The organism is Serratia sp. TSA_7, from assembly GCF_052692135.1.
In genome coordinates, this window is sequence record NZ_JBQZFU010000003.1 from 445,540 (window position 1) to 467,758 (window position 22,219).

Genomic DNA, 22,219 nt, shown 5'->3' on the forward strand with positions numbered 1-22,219 from the left:
AATATTACAGCTTGGCGAAGCAGCGGCGTGCGGCATCGATGGTGCGCTGAATGTCTTCCTTGCTGTGCGCAATGGACATAAAGCCGGCTTCAAAGGCGGAAGGCGCCAGATAAACGCCCTCATCCAGCATCAGATGGAAGAAGCGCTTAAAGCGTTCCACATCGCACTGCATCACGTCCTGGTAGCAGGTCACCGCCGGGGCATCGGTAAAGAACAGGCCGAACATGCCGCCGACGTGGTTGACGACCAGCGCGACGTTTTCTTCTTTGGCCGCATCCCGCAGGCCTGTCGCCAGCATATCGGTCAATTCGGTCAGCGTCTGGTGGACGCCGACCTGCGAAACCTCGGTCAGGCAGGCATAACCGGCCGCCATCGCAATCGGGTTACCGGACAGCGTTCCTGCCTGATAGACCGGGCCGGTTGGTGCCAGCGCCGCCATCACGTCGCGACGGCCACCGAACGCACCCACAGGCATGCCGCCGCCGATGATTTTACCCAGACAGGTAAGGTCCGGCTCCACATCGTAATAGGCCTGCGCCCCAGCCAGCGCTACGCGAAAGCCGGTCATCACTTCATCGATAATCAGCAATGCGCCGTAGGTGTCGCACAGTGCCCGCAGGCCCGGCAGGAATTCCGGCAGCGGCGGCACGCAGTTCATGTTGCCGGCGACCGGCTCGACGATGATGCAGGCGATCTCGGCAGGATACTGTTCGAACGCGGCGCGGACCGAATCCAGATCGTTGTAGGTGCAGGTCAGCGTGTGCTTGGCGAAATCGGCAGGCACGCCCGGCGAGTTCGGTTGGCCCAGGGTCAGCGCGCCGGAACCGGCTTTTACCAGCAGGCAGTCGGCGTGGCCATGGTAGCAGCCCTCGAACTTGATGATTTTATCGCGATTGGTGTAGCCGCGCGCCAGACGAATAGCGCTCATGGTGGCCTCGGTACCCGAGTTTACCATCCGCACCATATCCATGGTCGGCACCAGTTCGGTGACCAACTCCGCCATTTTGACTTCCATCTCGGTGGGAGCGCCAAAACTCAGGCCGCGCTGCGCCGCTTCGATGACTGCGTTGCGGATCGCCGGGTGGTTGTGCCCCAGCACCATGGGGCCCCAGGAACCGACGTAGTCGATATAGGCTTTGCCGTCGACATCGAACAGGTAAGCCCCGTCCGCCCGCTCGATAAACAGTGGCACACCGCCAACGCCGGTGAATGCACGCACCGGAGAGTTAACCCCACCTGGGATCACCTGTTGCGCTTGGGCATACAGACTTTCGGACTTGCTGTGTAAGCTCATAAATCGGCTCCTGGATTCTCTTTCGAATGATTTAATCGCGCTATTCTAGAGAAGTGTTCGTCGATATGAAACGATCACAGTCAGATACCTATTTTGGGGGGCGGTCGCTCAGTGGGTGCGTTAGAATAATTGGCTTCCCTATTTGTATTACATTTAATTCCGTTAATGAATACCCCATTATGACTGAATTGCAGCAACAGCCGCCGATGGCGCGGGCTCCACGCCTGAAACGCAGTGACGCGGTGCGTCAGTTTATCCGCCGAGACAAAACGCCGGTGGCCATCCTGTTTATGGCTGCGGTGGTGGGCACCCTGGCGGGATTGCTCGGCGTAGCCTTTGATAAGGCGGTGGACTGGGTGCAGCAGCGGCGGTTATCCGCGCTGGCGCAGGTCGCCGATTCCTGGATCCTGGTTTGGCCGCTGGCTTTCATTCTTTCTGCTGCGTTGGCGGTGCTGGGGTATTACCTGGTGCGCCGCTTTGCGCCGGAAGCGGGCGGCTCAGGCATACCGGAGATCGAAGGGGCACTGGAAGAGTTGCGTCCGGTACGTTGGTGGCGGGTGATCCCGGTGAAGTTTATCGGTGGCATGGGCACGCTGGGGGCGGGCATGGTACTCGGCCGTGAAGGGCCCACGGTGCAGATGGGGGGCAACGTCGGGCGTATGGTATTGGATATCTTCCGCATGCGCGGCGCCGAAGCGCGTCATTCGTTGCTGGCCACCGGCGCGGCCGCCGGGCTGTCCGCCGCCTTCAATGCGCCGCTGGCGGGCATTCTGTTTATCATTGAGGAAATGCGTCCGCAGTTCCGCTATAACCTGATCTCGATTAAAGCGGTGTTTATCGGCGTGATCATGTCGAGCGTGGTGTTTCAGTTGTTCAATGGTGAGCACTCGGTGATTGAGGTAGGCAAGCTTTCCTCCGCACCGATCAACACGCTGTGGCTGTATTTGGTGCTGGGTGCGGTGTTCGGCGCCGTTGGGGTGATGTTTAACGCCCTGATTTTTCGCACTCAAGATATGTTTGCCCGTTTCCATGGCGGGAAAATGCGTAACATCCTGATGATTGGTGGGCTGATCGGCGGTACGTGCGGCATTCTTGGGTTAATCCAGCCGCAGGCGGCGGGTGGCGGTTTTGGTTTGATCCCGATTGCTGCTGCCGGCAATTACAGCGTCGGTATGCTGCTGTTTATTTTCATCGCACGGGTGATCACCACACTGCTGTGCTTTGGCTCAGGCGCGCCGGGCGGGATCTTTGCGCCAATGCTGGCGCTGGGCACGCTGTTTGGCACCGCTTTTGGCCTGGCCGGTGCGCACCTGTTTCCACAGTACGGCATTGAGGCCGGTACTTTCGCCATTGCCGGAATGGGCGCGTTGTTTGCCGCCACGGTGCGCGCACCCTTGACCGGGATCGTGCTGGTGTTGGAGATGACCGATAATTATCAGCTCATACTGCCAATGATCATTACCTGCCTTGGTGCTACGCTGGTGGCGCAGTTCCTCGGGGGTAAGCCGTTGTATTCGTCGATATTGGCCCGTACGTTGCAACGGCAGGAAGCGCTGCAGGCGCGTGAGGCGGCAGATAAAACAGGTAAAGAAAATACAACAAATGCGGTGAATACTTGAACGCAGCACTCAGGTATTGGATAATCAAAAACATTAATCAGACTGCCATTGTAGCGGTCTGATGCAGAACAATGTTGGGAGTAAAGAGTATGAGTGATGAAACAGCACTGCCCCTGCAATTTACCGAGGCAGCAGCAAGCAAGGTTAAGGTCCTGATTGCTGATGAAGAAAATCCGAATCTGAAGTTACGGGTTTACATTACCGGTGGCGGCTGCAGCGGATTCCAGTACGGTTTCACTTTTGACGACAAGGTCAACGATGGCGATATGACCATCGAGAAGCAGGGCGTTGCGCTGGTGGTTGACCCAATGAGCCTGCAATATCTGGTGGGCGGTTCGGTCGATTATACCGAAGGGCTGGAAGGTTCACGTTTCGTGGTAACCAACCCTAACGCCAAAACCACCTGCGGCTGCGGTTCTTCGTTCAGCGTCTGATCCCGCCTGCAGCAGCATAAAACCCGCCAACCTCACCGGTTTGCGGGTTTTTTTATGGTCGCCATTTCATGCTGATCCGAACCGGGTTTGTTTCGGCGGGCAGTCGTTATCGTTCGAGGATAAACGCGGGCAGTTTCAGATGCCAGCGGATGGCCGCCAGCCGGATTGCCAGCGTGATGCCCATGCCAAGCATCATCGCCTGCTGCAGCGGCATACCGAAGGTGGCGAAAGCGGTAACGTGGACGATACCGCCGACAATACAGGCGGTGGCGTAAACTTCGGTTCGCAGGATCATCGGAATTTCCCGCGCCAGGACGTCCCGGATAATACCGCCGCCAACCCCGGTAATGACCCCCATGCACACCGCCACCAGCGGGCCGGTATCGGCGGCGAAGGCTTTATTGACGCCGATGCCGACGAACACCGCCAGCCCGACGGCATCCAGCACCGGCAGGATCCATTTCGGCAGGCGTCGCGGTTGGCGTACCAGCAGCAGCGTCAGCACGCAGGTTATCATCGCCACCACCAGATCGGTCGGGTCTTTCACCCAAAATACCGGGCCATTGGCCAGCGCCATATCGCGGATGGTGCCGCCACCCACCGCAGTGACCACGCCGAGCACCAACACGCCGAACGGATCCATGCGCAACTTGCCGGCCAGCAATACGCCGGAGATGGCGAAAACCGCGGTACCCAGAATATCCAGCCAAAACACCAGCATCAGGGGAGCTCCGCCAGTTGGCTGCACAGTTGCTGTGCGGCCAGCATGATGCGCGGGCCGGCGCGGTTGAACCAGTCGCCGTTCAGTGCAATCACCGGCACTTGCAGCTGTGGCGCCCAAAAGGCTTTCACGCTGGCAATCTCTTTTGCGTCGCCGGTAATCACTACGGCCTGAGGGTGGCGGGCCAACACTTGCTCGCGGCTGATTTGCGGCCATGGCATGCGGCTGTCGGCAAAGATATTCTCCGCTCCGCACAGCGACAGCACCTGGCTTTGCAGAGTGGCGCCGGAGCTGGTGAACAGCGGCTGGGTGCCAAACTGCAACAAGACCCGATGCGGCTGGTTGTGCGGGTATTTTGCTTTCAGCGCGGAGATCTGTTGGCGCATGGTGCCCGCAGCCTGGTGCGCCTGCTCCGGATGCGGGCTGTATTTGGCCAGGTCATCCAGCGACTGGGCGATGTCATCGAGCGTGGTGGCATCCGCATAAAAAATCGGGATACCGAAGGCGGCGAGCTGATCCAGCACCCGTTGCGGATTGCCGCCGCGCCAGGCGAGGATCAGATCCGGCTTCAGCGCCAGTACCCGCTCAAGGTTGATCCCTTGCCAGGACGCCACCTGTTCCAGCTTCTTGGCCGCCGGCGGGTAATCGGAGAAGGCGCTCACCGCCAGCAGGGTATCGCCCATGCCGGCGGCGTAGGCAAGCTCGGTGGCATTGGGCGCCAGGCTGATCACGCGTTGAGCGGCGCCGGCAGGCAGTGCTGCCCAGAGCACGAGCAGCCACAACAGAGCTGAAAAGCGTGGCTTCACATCAACCGCGCTTGGCCAGGGTTTGCAGCATCGCGTTGACCATCAGCGTTGATTGCTGGGCGGCCACGACAAGGAACTCGTCAAAGCTCATGTGCGATTCACTGTCGGCGACGTCAGAGATGGCACGCACCACCACAAACGGCGTGCCGAACAGGTGGCAAACGTGGCCGACGGCGGCGGCTTCCATTTCTACCGCGGCAACGGTTGGGAAGGTGGTGCGGATGCGCTCCAACGGTTCTGCGCCGTTAATGAAGGCGTCGCCGCTGCAGATCAGGCCGCGTACCGCGTTAAGATCCAACTGCTTGATGCAGCTTTCCGCCAGCGCAATCAGCGCTTCGTCCGCCACGAAGGCCGCCGGGCAACCGGCCATCTGGCCTGGTTCGTAACCAAAGGCGGTAACGTCGGCGTCGTGATAGCGCACTTCTTCGGAAACCACGATATCGCCCACTTTCAGCGTAGCGGCCAGGCCACCGGCGGAACCGGTATTGATCACCAGATCCGGCTTGCAGTGTTCCAGCAGCAGAGTGGTGCTCATTGCCGCAGAAACTTTACCGATACCGGATTTCAGCAGTGCCACGTCAACGCCGCCGATCTGGCCGGTATAGATTTCACAACCCGCGCGTTGAATGGTCTGACGGTTTTCAATTTGTTCGCGCAGCAGGGTAACTTCCTGTTCCATGGCGCCGATGATGCCTACTTTCATAAATAACACTCGCTGATTGGGTGTGGGAATTGCGCCATAGTCTATCATGGCTCTCATAGAGAGATAATCCGTTGCATATGCCGTCGGGAATTGTTATCACGGAGGCTGGGCGCAACGGAGGAGAAACAGATGTCCGGGATCGACTTTAAGCAAAAAATCAGCTTCCAGCGGCCTTTCAGTAAGCCTATCGAGGCTGAGGAAGAATATGACATCGTGCGGCAGTTTGAGAGCGATCGCGGGCGTATCGTCAATTCAGCCGCCATTCGCCGTCTGCAGCAAAAAACCCAGGTGTTCCCTCTGGAGCGCAACGCCGCGGTGCGTAGCCGTCTGACGCACTCGATGGAAGTGCAGCAGGTCGGGCGGCACATTGCAAAAGAGATCCTCAACCGTTTCAAACAGGAACGGCGGATCGACGCGCTCGGCCTGACCAAACTGCTCGATCCTTTTGAAAGCATAGTTGAGATGTCCTGCCTGATGCACGACATCGGCAACCCGCCGTTTGGGCATTTCGGCGAGTCGGCGATTAACGACTGGTTTTCCCAGCGGCTCGATCCCGCCAGTTGCGGGAGCGAGCCCGCCAGCAACGATCGTTGCCAGATCGGCGTGCTGCGCCTGCACGAAGGCGAAGGCGATCTCAACCGCCTGCGCAGCCGCATCCGCCACGATCTCAGCCATTTCGAGGGCAATGCCCAGGCGATTCGGCTGGTGCATACGTTACTGAAGCTCAACCTGACCTATGCGCAGGTGGGCTGCATTCTGAAATATACCCGTCCGGCGTACTGGGCGAGCGAGATCCCCGCGAGCCACAGCTACCTGATGAAAAAACCGGGCTTTTATCTGGCGGAAGAGGCGTTTGTCGATCGCTTGCGGCGCGAGCTGAATATGGGCGAGTTCGATCGCTTCCCGCTGACTTATATCATGGAGGCGGCGGACGATATTTCTTACTGCGTCGCCGATCTGGAAGACGCGGTGGAAAAAAACATTTTCACCGTTGAACAACTTTATCAGCATTTAACTCAGGAATGGGGCGAGGTATCGCCGGGCGACTTGTTTGATAAAACCGTGGCCAGCGCTTTTCGCAAGATCGATCGCGGCGGCGCGCGGCGCAGCAGTGAAGATCAGTTCTTCATGTATTTGCGGGTGTTCACCGTGGCGCGGCTGGTGCCGCATGCGGCGCAGCGTTTTATTGATAATCTGGATGCGGTTTATCGGGGTAACTTTAATCAGGCGTTGCTGGAAGACTCCAGCCCGGCGTACCAACTGCTGAAGATCTTCAAAAATGTGGCCTTCAAGCACGTGTTCAACCACCCCGAAGTGGAGCAGCTTGAGCTGCAGGGCTACCGGGTGATCAGCGGCTTGCTGGACATCTACAGCCCCTTGCTGGCGATGTCGCTGGCGGATTTTACCCGCTTGGTGCAGGAAGACAGCCATCGCGCTTATCCGATAGAAACGCGCCTGTTCCACAAACTTTCCACCAAACATCGGTTGGCGTATGTCGAAGCGGTTGAAGGGTTGCAACACCTGTCGCCCGAGCAATTGGCGATCCGGGAATATTATTTCCGCGCGCGTTTGCTGCAAGATTATATCAGCGGCATGACCGATCTTTATGCCTACGACGAATATAGAAAACTAATGGCAGCTGAATAATTCATTCAGTTAATAAATATTATTTGAACGCATGCGTTGCAGATCGCAGTGAGTATTTCGAGTTTTGTAAAGACGGACAATATTTGTTTACTATTACCAATAACCTGCGCCGGAACTTCGGGCTATTAATAAGCTCTGACTATGCACAAAGAACGCAATACTTTCTGAACGACTTTATAAGAGACACACAGATGAAAAAAACCGCATTAGTTCTTAGCGCCCTGGCTTTCAGTATTGGTATGGCACTGGGCCCGATGACGGCCGGCGCCGCAGAAACCGCTTCTTCAAGCACCCAGCAGCTGCCTAGCCTGGCGCCGATGCTGGAAAAAGTGATGCCTTCCGTAGTGAGTATTAACGTTGAAGGCAGTACCACCGTCAACGCGCAGAAGATGCCGCCGCAGTTCCAGCAGTTCTTTGGCGAAGATTCGCCTTTCTGCCAGGACGGTTCGCCGTTCCAGGCTTCGCCAATGTGCCAGGGCGGCACTGATGGCGGGCAGGGCGCACCGGGTCAGGGCACCCAGGAAAAATTCCAGGCGCTGGGCGCCGGGGTGGTGATTGACGCGGCCAAAGGCTACGTGGTGACCAACAATCACGTGGTGGATAACGCCAATAAAATTCAGGTGCAACTGAGCGACGGCCGCAAGTTTGACGCCAAGGTGATAGGTAAGGATCCGCGTTCCGATATCGCGTTGATCCAACTGAAAGACTTTAAAAACCTGACGGCAATCAAAATGGCGGATTCCGAGCAACTGCGCGTCGGCGATTATACCGTGGCGATCGGCAACCCTTACGGATTAGGTGAAACCGCGACTTCCGGCATCGTTTCCGCGTTGGGCCGCAGCGGGTTGAATATCGAAAACTACGAAAACTTTATCCAGACCGATGCGGCGATTAACCGCGGTAACTCCGGTGGCGCGCTGGTTAACCTGAACGGCGAACTGATCGGTATTAACACCGCGATCCTGGCGCCGGACGGCGGCAACATCGGTATTGGTTTCGCCATCCCGAGCAACATGGTGAAAAACCTGACGGCGCAAATGGTTGAGTTCGGCCAGGTGAAACGCGGCGAACTGGGCATTATGGGCACCGAGTTGAATTCCGAACTGGCGAAAGCGATGAAGGTGGACGCACAACGCGGGGCCTTTGTCAGCCAGGTGATGCCGAAATCCTCCGCCGCCAAGGCGGGCATCAAGGCCGGTGACGTTATCGTCACCATGAACGGTAAAGCCATCTCCAGCTTTGCCTCGTTCCGTGCGGAAATCGGCACGCTGCCGGTCGGCAGCAAAATGTCGCTGGGCATCATCCGCGACGGCAAGCCGGTCACCGTGGACGTCACGCTGGAGCAAAGCGCTCAGACTCAGGTGGAGTCCGGCAATATCTACACCGGCATCGAAGGGGCCGAGCTGAGCAATGCCCAGGCCGGCAGCCAGAAAGGCGTGAAGGTGGATAACGTCAAAGCCGGCAGTGCCGCTGCGCGCATCGGCCTGAAAAAAGGCGATATTATCCTCGGGGTTAACCAGCAGCCTATTCAGAACCTGGGCGAACTGCGTAAAATTCTCGACAGCAAGCCGTCGGTGCTGGCGTTGAACATCCAACGCGGCGATACCCAACTGTATCTGTTGATGCAGTAAGTTCTTCACGGTCTACCGCTCTCAAGGCACGCTACGGCGTGCCTTTTTTACGTCGTGAAAACTGTGAGCCTTGCCGCAACTTCAGCAATGGTCACCAAGCTTTGTGCAACTGCACAATGTGCCTGAGGATCGCCGTCGGTATGCTGAAGAATTGGCACCTTTCCGGGCAGGAGAACACGGCATGTCGGAATACCATCTCGATGGCAAGCTGGCGCAAGAGATCGTTGCGCGCACCATGCAAATCATCGACAGCAATGTCAATGTGATGGATGCGCGCGGCAAGATTATCGGCAGCGGCGATCGTGAGCGGGTGGGGGAACTGCACGAAGGCGCGCTGCTGGTGCTGTCACAGGCGCGGGTGGTGGATATTGACGAAGCGGTGGCGCGTCACCTGCATGGCGTGCGCCCCGGCGTTAACCTGCCGCTGCGCATTGACGGGCGCATCGTCGGGGTCATCGGCCTGACCGGCAACCCTGGCCAGCTGCGGCAGTATGGCGAGCTGGTCTGCATGACCGCAGAAATGATGCTGGAGCAGGCCCGGCTGTTGCATATGCTGGCGCAGGACAGCCGGCTGCGGGAAGAATTGGTGCTGAACCTGATCCGTACCGATGAACTCACTCCGGCGCTGATGGAGTGGGCGCAGCGGCTGGGGATCGATCCTAACCAGCCACGGGTCGCGGCGGTGGTGGAAGTGGACAGCGGCCAGCTTGGCGTAGACAGTGCAATGGCCGAACTGCAGCAATTGCAGACGTTGTTGACCATGCCGGAGCGCGACAACTTGATCGCCATCGTTTCATTGAGCGAAATGGTGGTGCTGAAACCTGCGCTCAATGGCCATGGGCGCTGGGATGCGGAAGATCACCGGCGACGGGTGGATAACCTGTTGTCGAGGATGAATGAGAGCAGTCGACTGCGGGTGCGCATCGCACTCGGCAATTATTTCACCGGACCGGGCAGCATCGCCCGTTCCTATCGCACCGCGCGCACCACCATGGTGGTCGGCAAGCAGCGGATGGGGGAGCAACGCACCTATTACTACCAGGATCTGATGTTGCCGGTATTGCTCGATAGCCTGCGCGGCGGCTGGCAGGCGGATGAGCTGGCCCGCCCTCTGGCGAAGCTAAAGGCGATGGACGGCAACGGCCTGCTGCGCCGTACGCTGGCTGCCTGGTTTTTGCATAACGTACAACCGACCGTCACCGCCAAGGCGCTGTATATTCATCGTAATACGCTGGAATACCGGCTCAACCGCATTGCAGAACTGACCGGGCTGAACCTCGCCAGTTTTGACGATCGCCTGCTGCTGTATATCGGGCTGCAACTGGATGCCGACGCCTGATCTAGGTCACCGGCGCCGGATTAAATACCGCCAGCGCGTTATGCAGCCCCCATTGATCCGACCAGGTTTTCTTGCGCCCGCTGGCGATATCCAGAATCAGTTCAAACAGCTGCCAGCCCACCTGTTCGATAGTGGCTTCGCCGGTGGCGATAGTGCCGGCGTTGATGTCCATTAAATCGTACCAGCGATCCGCCAGCGCGCTGCGGGTCGCCATTTTAATCACCGGCACAGCCGTCAGGCCGTAAGGCGTACCGCGTCCGGTGGTGAATACCTGGATAGTGATGCCGGAGGCCAGTTGCTGGGTGCCGCAGACAAAGTCGCTGGCGGGCGTGGCTGCGTAGATCAGGCCGCGTTTTGTGGGGCGCTGGCCGGGAGACAGTACCTCTACAATAGCGCTGGTGCCTGATTTGGCGATTGATCCCAATGCTTTTTCCACCACGTTGGCCAACCCGCCTTTTTTATTGCCCGGGGACGGATTGGCGCTGCGATCGCTTTGGCCGGCTTCGAGATAGGCATCGTACCAGGCCATCTCCTCCAGCAAGCGTTTGCCAACCTGTTCATCTGCCACTCTCGGTGTCAGCAGATGTACCGCATCGCGCACTTCAGTGACTTCAGAGAACATCACCGTCGCGCCGCAGCGCACCAGCAGATCGGAGGCGAAACCCACCGCCGGATTGGCCGTCACGCCGGAAAACGCATCGCTGCCACCGCACTGCATGCCGACCACCAATTCTGAGGCTGCGCAGCTTTCGCGCTGGCGACGGTTCAGGCGTTGGAGGTGGCGCTCGGCGAGCGTCAGAATGTCGTCAACCATCGATCTGAAACCCCGATGTTTCTCGTCTTGCAAACGGACAATGTGGCTCTCGTCGAGCGAGATCGCCTGCACGTCCGGAGTGCCTTGCAACAGGCGTTCCGGCTGCAGCTTTTCACAACCCAGGCCGACCACCATCACCTCGCCGCCAAAATTGGGATTCAGCGCCAGATTGTGAATGGTGCGGATCGGCACCACCGCCGCCGGCGCGTTGATCGCCACTCCGCAACCGTAAAGATGGTTGAGGCCGATCACGCCATCCACATTGGGGTAACGCGGCAGCAGATCGCGTTCAATGATTTTCACCACGTAATCAACCACGCCGGCGACACACTGCACGCTGGTGGTAATGCCGAGCAAGTTTTTGGTGCCGACGCTGCCGTCGGCATTGCGGTAGCCCTCGAAGCGATAACCCTCGAGTGGCGGCAGCGGGGCGGGAACCTTATTGGCCAGTGGCAGATGCTGCAGCTCAGGGGCCTCCGGCAGTGAGACCAGCGATTCATCGATCCAACTGCCGCGCAAAATGGCACGCTGCGCATGACCGATGATCTCGCCGTAGCGGACAATCTCGCCGCCGGCGGCAATATTTTCCAGCGCGACCTTGTGCCCCTGCGGTACATGTTCCAGTAATTGTAGCCCGCAGGAAAATAATGCGCCTTTCGGCAGGCCGCGATCGTTTACCACGATAGCGACATTATCCGAGTCGTGAACCTTAATATAAAGCGGCGTCTCGTTTATATCGGACATGCTTATTATCCTGAGTAGATTTATTTTGGGTACGCTGAGGGTAATAACCGGCACGGTTGCTCATTAAGCAGTATAAGTGCGATACAGCCGAGGGACATTATGCAAATGACCGGGATTAACGGGTATTCGGCATGGATTATTTGGCATCGGACCAGTCTGTTGTGAGGCGGCTCACGGATACCCCTTCATTTTCAAGCTGTGGCCCGGTTGCAGATTTAAAGCCAGAGGGCAGGAAAGGCTCGTGGGCGACGTTTCGTGAGCCAGTCGCCACTGCATTGGGCATATGCCATAAATTACCCGCGATATCCCCGTAATCCTTGTTGTATTGCCTGATGAGATATGAATTTACGGCGCATATACTTTTCTGCGTAGTGAAATTCATTGGATTTAAATATTGCCGCTGGCGTATTAACCGCACTGCTCATTGTTGGCGCAATCTAATTTAATCGATTTCGTTCTGAGATATTTACATGCCCGTTGTATTTCAATTGCATGGAATGTGCGAATTGGCCGATTGGCGGCCACTTGAAATCCATAGGGGATATATCTGTGGTTCAGGATGAATATAGCAAGCCGCTATCATTCAGGAGAACACAATGTCTACCATCAGCTCCGCAACGAGTTCGATTAAAAGAACCCATGCGCGTTACTGGATCGTGGTGATGCTGTTTATCGTTACCTCGTTCAACTACGGCGATCGCGCCACCCTGTCGATCGCCGGCTCGTCGATGGCCAAGGATATCGGTCTGGATCCCATTGGGATGGGCTATATCTTCTCGGCTTTCTCATGGGCTTACGTAATCGGCCAGATCCCGGGCGGTTGGTTGCTCGACCGCTTCGGATCGAAGCGCGTCTATTTCTGGAGCATCTTTATTTGGTCGCTGTTCACCCTGTTGCAGGGGTTCGTGGATATCTTCAGCGGCTTTGGCATCGTCGTGGCGCTGTTCGCCCTGCGTTTCCTGGTGGGGTTGGCGGAAGCGCCGTCCTTCCCCGGCAACAGCCGCATTGTTGCCGCCTGGTTTCCGGCACACGAGCGCGGCACGGCGGTGTCGATCTTTAACTCGGCGCAATACTTCGCCACGGTGATCTTCGCGCCGATCATGGGCTGGCTGACTCACGCGGTAGGTTGGTCGCACGTGTTCTTCTTTATGGGCGGGCTTGGCATCGTGCTCAGCTTCATCTGGCTGAAAGTGCTGCACAACCCCAAGGAGCATCCCGGCGTAAACCAGGCCGAGCTGGACTATATCGAGGCCGGCGGCGCGTTGATCAACATGGATCAACCGCGGTCGCAGCAGGTGAAGGTGAAAGGCGAGAAGTGGCACCAGATCAAACAGCTGTTGCAGTCGCGCATGATGGTCGGGGTGTATATCGGCCAATACTGCATTAACGCACTGACCTATTTTTTCATCACCTGGTTCCCGGTCTATCTGGTGCAGGCGCGCGGCATGTCGATCCTTAAGGCCGGGATGGTGGCTTCGGTGCCGGCCATCTGCGGTTTTGTCGGCGGGGTGCTCGGCGGCGTGATCTCCGACTACCTGATGCGCCGCACGCAGTCGCTGACCTTCGCCCGCAAGGCGCCGATTGTGCTGGGCATGCTGCTGTCGATGACGATGGTGTTCTGCAACTACGTCGACACCGAATGGATGGTGGTCGGCATCATGGCGCTGGCGTTCTTCGGCAAAGGGGTGGGGGCGCTCGGTTGGGCGGTCATGGCGGATACCGCGCCAAAAGAGATCAGTGGCCTGAGCGGCGGGCTGTTCAATATGTTCGGCAACGTCTCCGGCATCGTCACGCCGATCGCTATCGGCTACATCATCGGCACCACGGGATCCTTTAACGGCGCGCTGGTGTATGTCGGCATCCACGCCTTGCTGGCGGTGGCGAGCTACCTGTTCATTGTCGGCGAAATCAAACGCATCGAATTGAAACCCTTGCACAGGTGAGGAAATTAGCATGAGCAACACGCAAAGCACGCCGGTGATCACCGAAATGCGCGTTATCCCGGTGGCCGGGTACGACAGCATGCTGCTGAATATCGGCGGCGCGCACGGGGCCTGTTTCACCCGCAACGTTGTGGTGCTGACCGACAGCGCAGGGCATACCGGCGTTGGGGAGGCGCCGGGCGGCGAAGTGATTTATCGCACGCTGATGGCGGTTATTCCCCGGGTCATCGGTCAGCAGGTTGCGCACATGAACCGGTTGGTGCACGACATTCACAGCGGCAATCAGGAGGCCGATTTTAACGCCTTCGGTCAGGGGGCCTGGACCTTTGAGCTGCGGGTGAACGCGGTGGCGGCTTTGGAGGCCGCGCTGCTCGATCTGCTCGGCCAGTTCCTCGGCGTGCCGGTGGTGGAGCTGCTTGGCCCCGGCAAGCAGCGTGACGAGGTGGCGGTGCTTGGCTACCTGTTTTATATCGGCGACGCCGGGAAAACGGATTTACCCTATCAATCCGCTCAACGCAGCCGGCACCCCTGGTACCAGTTGCGACATCAGCAGGCAATGGACACGCCGGCGATCGTCGAACTGGCCGCGGCAGCCAGGGATCGTTACGGCTTCCGGGATTTCAAGCTGAAAGGCGGTGTGTTGCCGGGCGAACAGGAAATTGACGCGGTGCGTGCGCTGGCTAAGCATTTCCCGGATGCCCGCATTACCGTCGATCCCAATGGCGCCTGGCTGCTCGACGAGGCTATCGCCTTGTGCAAGGGCATGCGGGGCATTCTGAGCTATGCCGAGGATCCTTGCGGTGCCGAACAGGGATTCTCCGGCCGTGAAGTGATGGCGGAGTTCCGCCGCGCCACCGGCTTGCCGGTCGCCACTAACATGATCGCCACCAACTGGCGCGAGATGTGCCATGCGGTAATGCTGCAAGCGGTGGATATCCCCTTGGCGGATCCGCATTTCTGGACCCTGCGCGGCGCAGTGCGGGTAGCTCAGCTGTGCAACGACTGGGGGCTGACCTGGGGTTGCCATTCCAATAATCACTTCGATATTTCACTGGCGATGTTTACCCATGTCGGCGCCGCCGCGCCCGGTAATCCCACCGCCATCGACACCCATTGGATCTGGCAGGAGGGCCAGCACCTGACGAAAAACCCGCTGCAAATCGTCGACGGCCGCATTGCCGTGCCGGATCGACCGGGGCTGGGCGTTGATCTGGATTGGGCCGCATTGGAACAGGCGCATCGTTTGCACCAGCGGCTTCCGTCGGGCGCTCGCAACGACGCGGTTGCCATGCAATACCTGGTTCCCGGCTGGCAGTTCGATGCCAAACGCCCGGCCTTTGGTCGCTGATTTTTCTTAAAGGATAACCTTATGACTTCACTTAGTGCCGCAGCCAAAATAACCGCCATGCAGATCGTGCCGGTCGCCGGCCATGACAGCATGCTGCTAAACCTGAGCGGTGCTCATGCGCCGTTTTTTACGCGTAACATCGTGATCCTGCAGGATAATGCAGGCCACACCGGCGTGGGCGAAGTGCCGGGCGGCGAGAAAATCCGCCAGACGCTGGAAGAGGCCCAGTCGTTGGTGGTGGGCAAAACCCTGGGAGAATACAAAAACGTGATGGCGGCGGTACGTAACCGTTTTGCCGAGCGTGATGCCGGGGGGCGCGGCCTGCAAACCTTCGATCTGCGCACCACCATTCACGTGGTGACCGGCATTGAGGCGGCGATGCTGGATTTGCTCGGACAGTTTCTCGACGTGCCGGTGGCGGCGCTGCTCGGGGACGGCCAACAGCGTGATTCGGTGGAAATGCTCGGCTATCTGTTCTACCTCGGTGACCGTAACAAGACGCTGCTGGCGTATCGCAGCCAACCGGATGAGCGCTGTGACTGGTACCGACTGCGGCATGAAGAGGCGCTGACGCCGGCGAGTGTGGTGCGGCTGGCGGAGGCGGCCTATGAAAAATACGGTTTCAACGATTTCAAGCTCAAGGGCGGGGTGCTGGCCGGGGAAGAGGAAGCTGAGGCGGTGACCGCGCTGGCCGAGCGTTTTCCGCAGGCGCGCATTACCCTTGATCCCAACGGTGCCTGGTCTCTGAACGAAGCGGTTTCCCTTGGCAGGCAACTGCGCAACGTGCTGGCTTATGCGGAAGATCCCTGCGGCGCCGAGCAAGGGTTTTCCGGCCGCGAGGTGATGGCGGAGTTTCGCCGCGCCACCGGCCTGCCGACCGCCACCAACATGATCGCTACCGACTGGCGGCAGATGGGCCATACGCTGCAATTGCAGTCGGTGGACATTCCGCTGGCGGACCCACATTTCTGGACAATGCAAGGCTCGGTGCGGGTGGCGCAAATGTGCCACGAGTTTGGGCTGACCTGGGGTTCTCACTCCAATAATCACTTTGATATTTCGCTGGCGATGTTTACCCATGTCGCCGCCGCTGCACCGGGAAAAATCACCGCTATCGATACCCATTGGATCTGGCAGGAGGGCGATCAGCGCCTGACCCGCGAACCCTTGCAGATTGTCGGCGGCCGCATTGAGGTGCCGAAGAAGCCGGGGCTGGGTATAGAGCTGGATCGCGATCGGTTGATGAAGGCCCATGAGTTGTACAAGGCCAACGGACTGGGTGCCCGAGACGATGCTCAGGGCATGCAGTATCTGGTGCCGGACTGGGTTTTTGATCCCAAGCGCCCATGCCTGGTGCGTTAACACCCGGTGCATAACATTTCAATCTTAACCCAAGGAAACGCCATGAAGACTAGCCTTCTCCCCAACCGCTTCCGCCAGGCCCTGTTGCAGGGCGAAACCCTGATTGGCTGCTGGTCGGCGCTGGGCAACCCGATATCTACCGAGGTGCTGGGGCTGGCCGGTTTCGACTGGCTGGTGCTGGACGGCGAGCACGCGCCTAACGACATCACCACTTTCGTGCCGCAACTGATGGCGCTGAAAGACAGCGACAGCGCAGCGGTGGTGCGGCCGCCGTGCAACGAACCGGTGATTATCAAGCGCCTGCTGGATATCGGCTTTTACAACTTCCTGATCCCCTTTGTGGAAAACGCGGAACAGGCACGGCTGGCGGTAGCTTCCACCCGTTATCCGCCGGCGGGCATTCGCGGCGTGTCGGTCTCTCATCGCAGCAACGGTTACGGCACGGTGGTGGATTATTTCACCACCATCAACGACAACATCAGCGTACTGGTCCAGATAGAAAACCAGGCCGGGGTGGATAACCTGAATGAGATTGCCGCCGTGGACGGCATTGACGGCATCTTTGTCGGCCCAAGCGATTTATCGGCGGCGCTCGGCTACCTCGGCCAGCCCAATCATCCGCAGGTACAGGCGGCGATCCGCCATATCTTTGAATGCGCCAAGGCGCACGGCAAACCGAGCGGCATACTGGCGCCGGCTGAGGACGATGCGCGCCGCTACCTGGAATGGGGGGCCACGTTTGTCGCGGTTGGGAGCGATCTTGGGGTGTTCCGCGCAGCCACCCAGGCGCTGTGCGACAGGTTTAAAAAATAACGTTCTGCTTTCCACTTTGCAAAGAGGTTAACCTTATGAAAATTGGATTTATTGGCCTGGGTATCATGGGCAAACCCATGAGTAAAAATCTGCTGAAAGCCGGTTATTCGCTGGTGGTGCTCAATCATCATCCTCAGACCACCGCCGAGCTGGTTGCGTTGGGCGCCACTGCCGCCGAGACGCCGAAAGCGGTGGCTGAGCAAAGCGATATTCTGATCACCATGCTGCCGAATTCGCCGCAGGTGCAAGAGGTTGCATTGGGCAAGGACGGCATTATCGAAGGCGCCAGGCCGGGCAGCGTGCTTGTCGACATGAGCTCGATTGCGCCGCTTGCCAGCCGTGAAATCAGCGCTGCGCTGGCGGAAAAACAGATTGCCATGCTGGACGCGCCGGTGAGCGGCGGTGAGCCGAAGGCCATCGATGCGACCTTGTCGGTCATGGTTGGCGGCGACAAGGCGGTATTCGAGCGCTGTCTGCCGGTCATGAAAGCGATGGCCGGTTCGGTCGTACACACCGGGGAGATCGGGGCCGGCAATGTCACCAAGCTGGCGAATCAGGTGATTGTGGCGCTGAATATCGCCGCGATGTCCGAAGCGCTGGTGCTGGCGACCAAGGCGGGTGTCAACCCGGATCTGGTCTATCAGGCCATTCGCGGCGGGCTGGCCGGCAGCACGGTGCTGGACGCCAAAGCGCCGATGGTGATGGATCGTAATTTTAAGCCGGGCTTTCGCATTGAACTGCATATCAAGGATTTGGCCAACGCGCTGGATACCTCGCACGGCGTCGGTGCACAGCTGCCGCTCACCGCCGCAGTAATGGAAATGATGCAGGCGCTGCGGGCCGATGGACTGGGGGCGTCGGATCACAGTGCGCTGGCCTGCTATTATGAGAAATTAGCCAAGGCGGAAGTGAGCCGATAGGGGGCGACCTGGTCAGGGGAGCAGGCTCTGCCTCTGCCGAGGGCGCCAACGCGCCGGTTGGCGAATCAAAGGACGAGTGCAGTCGAGGAAACGGACCGTATATGAAAATAGTGATCGCGCCGGACTCATACAAAGAAAGTCTGTCGGCACTGGAAGTGGCGACCCAGATTGAAGCGGGTTTTCGCGAGATATTTCCTGATGCCGAGTACATCAAACTGCCGGTAGCCGACGGCGGGGAAGGTACGGTGGAGGCGATGGTGGCCGCCACCGGCGGGCGTAAAGTGGATGTCGACGTCACCGGGCCGTTGGGCGCAAAGGTGCGGGCCTTTTTCGGCCTGTCCGGCGATGAGCAGAGCGCCTTTATCGAGATGGCCGCCGCCAGCGGGTTGGAACTGGTGCCGGGGCGGCAGCGCAACCCGCTGAACACCACCTCTTATGGCACCGGCGAACTGATCCGTTCGGCGCTGGATCACGGCGTAAAACATTGCATTATCGGCATCGGCGGCAGCGCCACCAACGACGGCGGCGCCGGCATGGTGCAGGCGCTGGGGGCGAGGCTGCTGGATAAAAACGGCGACGACATTGGCTTTGGCGGTGCGCAGTTGGAACGCCTCGTCGCGATCGACGTCAGCGGGCTGGATGCGCGCATTGCCCAGTGCAAATTCGAGGTCGCTTGTGACGTCACTAACCCGTTAACCGGCAAAGAAGGCGCTTCGGCGATTTTCGGCCCGCAGAAAGGGGCTACGCCACAGATGGTGGCGCAGCTTGATCGCTGCCTGCTGCACTATGCGCAGGTGATCGCGCAGGATATGGCGATTGAGGTGGGTGGAGTACCCGGTGCGGGCGCGGCCGGCGGTATGGGGGCCGCGCTGTTAGCGTTCTGCCATGCCGATCTGCGTCAGGGGATTGAGATCGTCACCGAAGCGCTGGGGCTGGACGCCTTGGTGCGCGACGCGACGCTGGTGATCACCGGGGAAGGACGCATCGACAGTCAGAGTATCAACGGCAAGGTGCCTATCGGCGTGGCGCGCGTCGCCAAGCGCTACAACAAGCCGGTGATCGGCATCGCCGGCAGCCTGACGGCCGACGTCGGCGTGGTGCATCAGCACGGGCTGGATGCGGTGTTCAGCGTGCTGTACAGCATCTGCACGCTCGAGGAAGCGCTGGAGAATGCCGCCGACAACGTGCGCATGACCGCACGCAATATTGCGGCGACCATAAGGCTGTCGCAGCAGATATAGGTTCCGCTAATCATGCTGAGGGGGCAACCCTCAGCTTGTCGCTGGGCGATCGTTCTCCAGATGGCTGCGGGCTGCCTGGCTCACCAGTTCGATCTCATCCAGCAGTTCCAGCCATTCCGGCTCCAGTTCGTCGTTGCCGACGCCCTTGCGCAACTGCTGTTCAAGGTAGAAGCACAGTTGCTTCATGCGCGGCACGCCACTGTAGCTGCAACTGCCGTGCAATTTATGGATCAAATCGAGAATGCTGTCGTCTGGGGTGCCGTCCAGCACCGCCTGCACCCGTTCGCTGACTTGCGGCAGGAAGTCGAGCAGCATCTGCAGCAGATCGCGCGCCAAATCCTGTTTGTTCGCCGCCTGGCGCAACGCCAGCGGCCAGTCTAACGACAGCAAGGGCTCGGCGGCCGGTTCGCCGCTGTAATAACGGGCCAGCACGCGGGTCAGCATAGCTTCATCAATCGGCTTGGCCAGATAGTCATCCATTCCCGCTTGCAGCAAATGCTCGCGCTCACCGCTCACCGCATGGGCGGTAACCGCGACGATAGGCGTAGAGTTGTGGTGCGGCAGTTGGCGGATCAGTTCGCTGGTGCGGATGCCGTCGATATTCGGCATTTGGATATCCATCAGGATCAGATCCAGCACGTTATCGCGCGCCAGCGCCAGCGCCTCTTCCCCGCTTTCGCACAGCAGGGTCTTTTCCACTTGTTCAGCCAGCAGCGTGCCAATCAGTTTCAGGTTGGCCGGGTTATCGTCAACCGCCATCACCGTCAATGGCAGGCGTTTGGGTTCCGGCGCGGCGATGAGGCGCTGCGGCGTTTCCATGCGCAGCAGCGGGAACAGGCGGTTGCCGGTGATGGGTTTGATCAGGCAGCCGATAGCGCCCTGCTGTTTAAGCTGCTCGGCGTTGATCTGCGATTGGCAGGGGAGCGCCAGAATCACCCGGTCGGCGATCTTCAGCGCCGCCATCAGTTTGCCTTCGTGCTGCGCCAGGTTGTCGCGGAACGGGATCGGCACCCCCACCAGCAAGAAGTCGTAATCTTTTTTCGGCAGTTGAGCCAGCGTAGGCGAATGGGTGATCACCAGCGGGGTGACGCTCAGCATGTTGAGCGTGGCTTCCGCCGCCATCGGGTTGGCTTCGATATACCCCAACGTCTTGCCGCGCAGGTCCGGCAGGCTCGGCGGCAACGACAACATGCCCTCGTGCAGCTCGAGGGTGATGTGGAACCAGAAGGTTGAACCTCGGTTCAGTTGGCTGTGGAAGCAGATATCGCCGCCCATCTCTTTTACCAGCTTCTGGGTGATCACCAGCCCCAGACCGGTGCCGCCGTGGCGGCGCGAAATGCTGGCGTCCGCCTGGCGGAACGCCTGGAACAACTGCGACTGCTGCCGTTCTGATATACCGATGCCGGTGTCATGGATTTGCACTTCAAGTTCGACCTGACGTTCCTGCAAGCCACGCAGCTCTACGCGGATATCGATGTTGCCGGTTTCGGTAAATTTGATCGCGTTGCCCAGCAGGTTGGTAATGATCTGCTGCAACCGCAACGAATCGCCGATTACCTGCTCCGGCACGTCATTATGCACATCCAGCGTCAATTCCAGCCCTTTCTCGTGCGCGCTGGGTGCCAGCAACACAATCACTTCGTCCAACGTTTCACGCAGCGAGAACGGAATGTGCTCCAGCACCAGTTTGCCGGCTTCCAGCTTGGAAAAGTCCAGCACGTCGTTGATGATGGTCAGCAGGTTGTTGGCCGAGCGCTCGATGGTTTGCAGATAGTCGGTCTGGGTGACGCTCATCTCGGTTTTCAGCATCTGGCGGGTAAAGCCGATCACACCGTTGAGCGGGGTGCGCAGCTCGTGCGACATGTTCGCCAGAAACTCGGATTTGATACGCGCCGCTTCCTGAGCGCGTTTTTTCGCCAGATCCAGCTCGACGTTCTGGATCTCCATCTGCTCCAGCGTCTCGCGCAGGTCCGAAGTCGCCTGGTCGATATTCTGCTGCATCTCTTCGTGATAGGCGGTCAGCGACATCGCCATCGAGTTGATGCCGTTCTTCAGCATATGCAGCTCGCCGAGCATAAAGCCTTCAACGCGGCTGTCGAGCTGGCCACGGCGGATGCGGTCAACGGTGTTCACCATATTGCGGATCGGGCCGGTCACGTCGCGCATCAGACGGTATGCAAACAGGATGGCAATGCACATGCACAGCAGCAACAGCAGGGTGGAAACAAACACCTCTTTATACTGTTGCAACCGCACCGATTGAAGATCAAGTTCGATCGCCACATAGCCTAGGTTGTTGTCCTGAGGAACCGGGTCGGTGGCGTTTTGATCCGGGTACTGGCTCTCCGAAAGGATCGGCGTGCGCAGGATCAGTGAGTTGCCGCGCCGCGTCAGCATCAGATCGGTGGGCATTGGCACACCTTTCGGTAACTGCAATTGGGCGAAATTGTGATGATAATTGGAGGTGACAAACAGATTATTCTGCGCATCGAACACCGTAATTGAACGCACAATATCCGAATGACGGCGGTGCAGCAGGCTGACCAACTGCCTGACCGACTCGCGGCTGCGGAATGTCATGCCGTACTCGCTGGCCACCGCCAAGGGTTCGATGATGCTGGCGCCGGCGTCAACCAGCTGTTCTTGCAGCTCATTGTAACGGTGCACCACGAAGAAGGTGCTGAGCAGCAGACCAATCAACAGCGTTGGGGCCAGAATCAGGATCATCATGCGCGCACGCAAGCTGTATTTGGTCATGGGATTCCAATGTGGGAGAATTGCCGAACTCACTCTACTTTAATGAGCCGGCACGCAATCGGCAAATATGGTGCAATTCTACT

The 22,219-nt window shown here is 58.8% G+C and carries 17 protein-coding genes; 11 read left to right on the forward strand and 6 right to left on the reverse strand.

Annotation, left to right across the window (positions count from 1 at the left end; translation table 11 throughout):
• Nucleotides 1-4: 4 nt before the first annotated feature.
• Nucleotides 5-1,294 carry a glutamate-1-semialdehyde 2,1-aminomutase gene (hemL, locus tag ACUTQW_RS14400; RefSeq protein ID WP_020438435.1) on the reverse strand — a complete coding sequence of 430 codons (1,290 nt, stop codon included), beginning with the start codon at nucleotides 1,292-1,294 and terminating at the stop codon, nucleotides 5-7.
• A gap of 179 nt (nucleotides 1,295-1,473) precedes the next feature.
• Between hemL and clcA the strand changes: the two genes are divergently transcribed.
• Both clcA and erpA read left to right on the forward strand, forming a co-directional pair.
• Nucleotides 1,474-2,913, forward strand: coding sequence for a H(+)/Cl(-) exchange transporter ClcA (clcA, locus tag ACUTQW_RS14405; protein WP_006323606.1), 1,440 nt, complete (start codon nucleotides 1,474-1,476; stop codon nucleotides 2,911-2,913).
• Between the two features lie 89 nt (nucleotides 2,914-3,002).
• The gene (gene erpA / locus ACUTQW_RS14410; RefSeq protein WP_004950184.1) at nucleotides 3,003-3,347 is read left to right on the forward strand and encodes an iron-sulfur cluster insertion protein ErpA; all 345 of its coding nucleotides are present in this window, start codon (nucleotides 3,003-3,005) and stop codon (nucleotides 3,345-3,347) included.
• A gap of 106 nt (nucleotides 3,348-3,453) precedes the next feature.
• Here the strand turns inward: erpA and ACUTQW_RS14415 are convergent, their stop codons facing one another.
• From ACUTQW_RS14415 to mtnN, 3 genes are read right to left on the reverse strand one after another with little or no spacing between them, the layout of a single operon-like run.
• Nucleotides 3,454-4,068, reverse strand: a complete 615-nt coding sequence (locus ACUTQW_RS14415; protein WP_004950186.1) for a TRIC cation channel family protein — start codon at nucleotides 4,066-4,068, stop codon at nucleotides 3,454-3,456.
• Nucleotides 4,068-4,874, reverse strand: a complete 807-nt coding sequence (gene btuF, locus ACUTQW_RS14420; RefSeq protein WP_020438436.1) for a vitamin B12 ABC transporter substrate-binding protein BtuF — start codon at nucleotides 4,872-4,874, stop codon at nucleotides 4,068-4,070. The genes ACUTQW_RS14415 and btuF overlap by 1 nt, the downstream gene beginning before the upstream one ends.
• Before the next feature lies 1 nt (nucleotide 4,875).
• Entirely contained in the window at nucleotides 4,876-5,577 is a 702-nt protein-coding gene (gene mtnN / locus ACUTQW_RS14425) for a 5'-methylthioadenosine/S-adenosylhomocysteine nucleosidase (RefSeq protein ID WP_037432163.1), read from the reverse strand.
• 129 nt (nucleotides 5,578-5,706) lie between these two features.
• On the opposite strand from mtnN, the gene dgt reads away from it, so the two are divergent.
• The 3 genes from dgt (at nucleotide 5,707) to ACUTQW_RS14440 (ending at nucleotide 10,194) form a co-directional block, all read left to right on the forward strand.
• On the forward strand, nucleotides 5,707-7,224 hold the full coding sequence (dgt, locus tag ACUTQW_RS14430) for a dGTPase (RefSeq protein WP_006323609.1): 1,518 nt from the start codon (nucleotides 5,707-5,709) through the stop codon (nucleotides 7,222-7,224).
• A 191-nt stretch (nucleotides 7,225-7,415) separates the two neighbouring features.
• Nucleotides 7,416-8,855, forward strand: a complete 1,440-nt coding sequence (gene degP, locus ACUTQW_RS14435) for a serine endoprotease DegP (RefSeq protein WP_006323617.1) — start codon at nucleotides 7,416-7,418, stop codon at nucleotides 8,853-8,855.
• Nucleotides 8,856-9,036: 181 nt separating this feature from the next.
• The gene (locus ACUTQW_RS14440; RefSeq protein ID WP_006323618.1) at nucleotides 9,037-10,194 is read left to right on the forward strand and encodes a CdaR family transcriptional regulator; all 1,158 of its coding nucleotides are present in this window, start codon (nucleotides 9,037-9,039) and stop codon (nucleotides 10,192-10,194) included.
• A gap of 1 nt (nucleotide 10,195) precedes the next feature.
• Here ACUTQW_RS14440 and garD read toward each other — a convergent pair whose 3' ends face one another.
• The gene (gene garD / locus ACUTQW_RS14445) at nucleotides 10,196-11,752 is read right to left on the reverse strand and encodes a galactarate dehydratase (protein WP_020438437.1); all 1,557 of its coding nucleotides are present in this window, start codon (nucleotides 11,750-11,752) and stop codon (nucleotides 10,196-10,198) included.
• Nucleotides 11,753-12,348: 596 nt separating this feature from the next.
• Between garD and ACUTQW_RS14450 the strand changes: the two genes are divergently transcribed.
• From ACUTQW_RS14450 to ACUTQW_RS14475, 6 genes are all read left to right on the forward strand, one after another.
• Nucleotides 12,349-13,695 carry an MFS transporter gene (locus ACUTQW_RS14450; protein WP_006323621.1) on the forward strand — a complete coding sequence of 449 codons (1,347 nt, stop codon included), beginning with the start codon at nucleotides 12,349-12,351 and terminating at the stop codon, nucleotides 13,693-13,695.
• A gap of 10 nt (nucleotides 13,696-13,705) precedes the next feature.
• Nucleotides 13,706-15,043, forward strand: a complete 1,338-nt coding sequence (locus tag ACUTQW_RS14455; protein WP_006323622.1) for an enolase C-terminal domain-like protein — start codon at nucleotides 13,706-13,708, stop codon at nucleotides 15,041-15,043.
• A 21-nt stretch (nucleotides 15,044-15,064) separates the two neighbouring features.
• The gene (gene gudD, locus ACUTQW_RS14460) at nucleotides 15,065-16,405 is read left to right on the forward strand and encodes a glucarate dehydratase (protein WP_006323623.1); all 1,341 of its coding nucleotides are present in this window, start codon (nucleotides 15,065-15,067) and stop codon (nucleotides 16,403-16,405) included.
• A gap of 42 nt (nucleotides 16,406-16,447) precedes the next feature.
• Entirely contained in the window at nucleotides 16,448-17,218 is a 771-nt protein-coding gene (gene garL / locus ACUTQW_RS14465) for a 2-dehydro-3-deoxyglucarate aldolase (RefSeq protein ID WP_020438438.1), read from the forward strand.
• Nucleotides 17,215-18,138, forward strand: coding sequence for a 2-hydroxy-3-oxopropionate reductase (gene garR / locus ACUTQW_RS14470; RefSeq protein ID WP_257784246.1), 924 nt, complete (start codon nucleotides 17,215-17,217; stop codon nucleotides 18,136-18,138). The genes garL and garR overlap by 4 nt, the downstream gene beginning before the upstream one ends.
• Nucleotides 18,139-18,239: 101 nt before the next feature.
• Nucleotides 18,240-19,379 (forward strand): glycerate kinase, encoded by a 1,140-nt coding sequence (locus ACUTQW_RS14475; RefSeq protein WP_020438439.1) that lies wholly within the window; start codon nucleotides 18,240-18,242, stop codon nucleotides 19,377-19,379.
• 30 nt (nucleotides 19,380-19,409) lie between these two features.
• Here ACUTQW_RS14475 and barA read toward each other — a convergent pair whose 3' ends face one another.
• Nucleotides 19,410-22,136, reverse strand: a complete 2,727-nt coding sequence (gene barA / locus ACUTQW_RS14480) for a two-component sensor histidine kinase BarA (RefSeq protein ID WP_037432168.1) — start codon at nucleotides 22,134-22,136, stop codon at nucleotides 19,410-19,412.
• Between the last annotated feature and the right edge of the window lie 83 nt (nucleotides 22,137-22,219).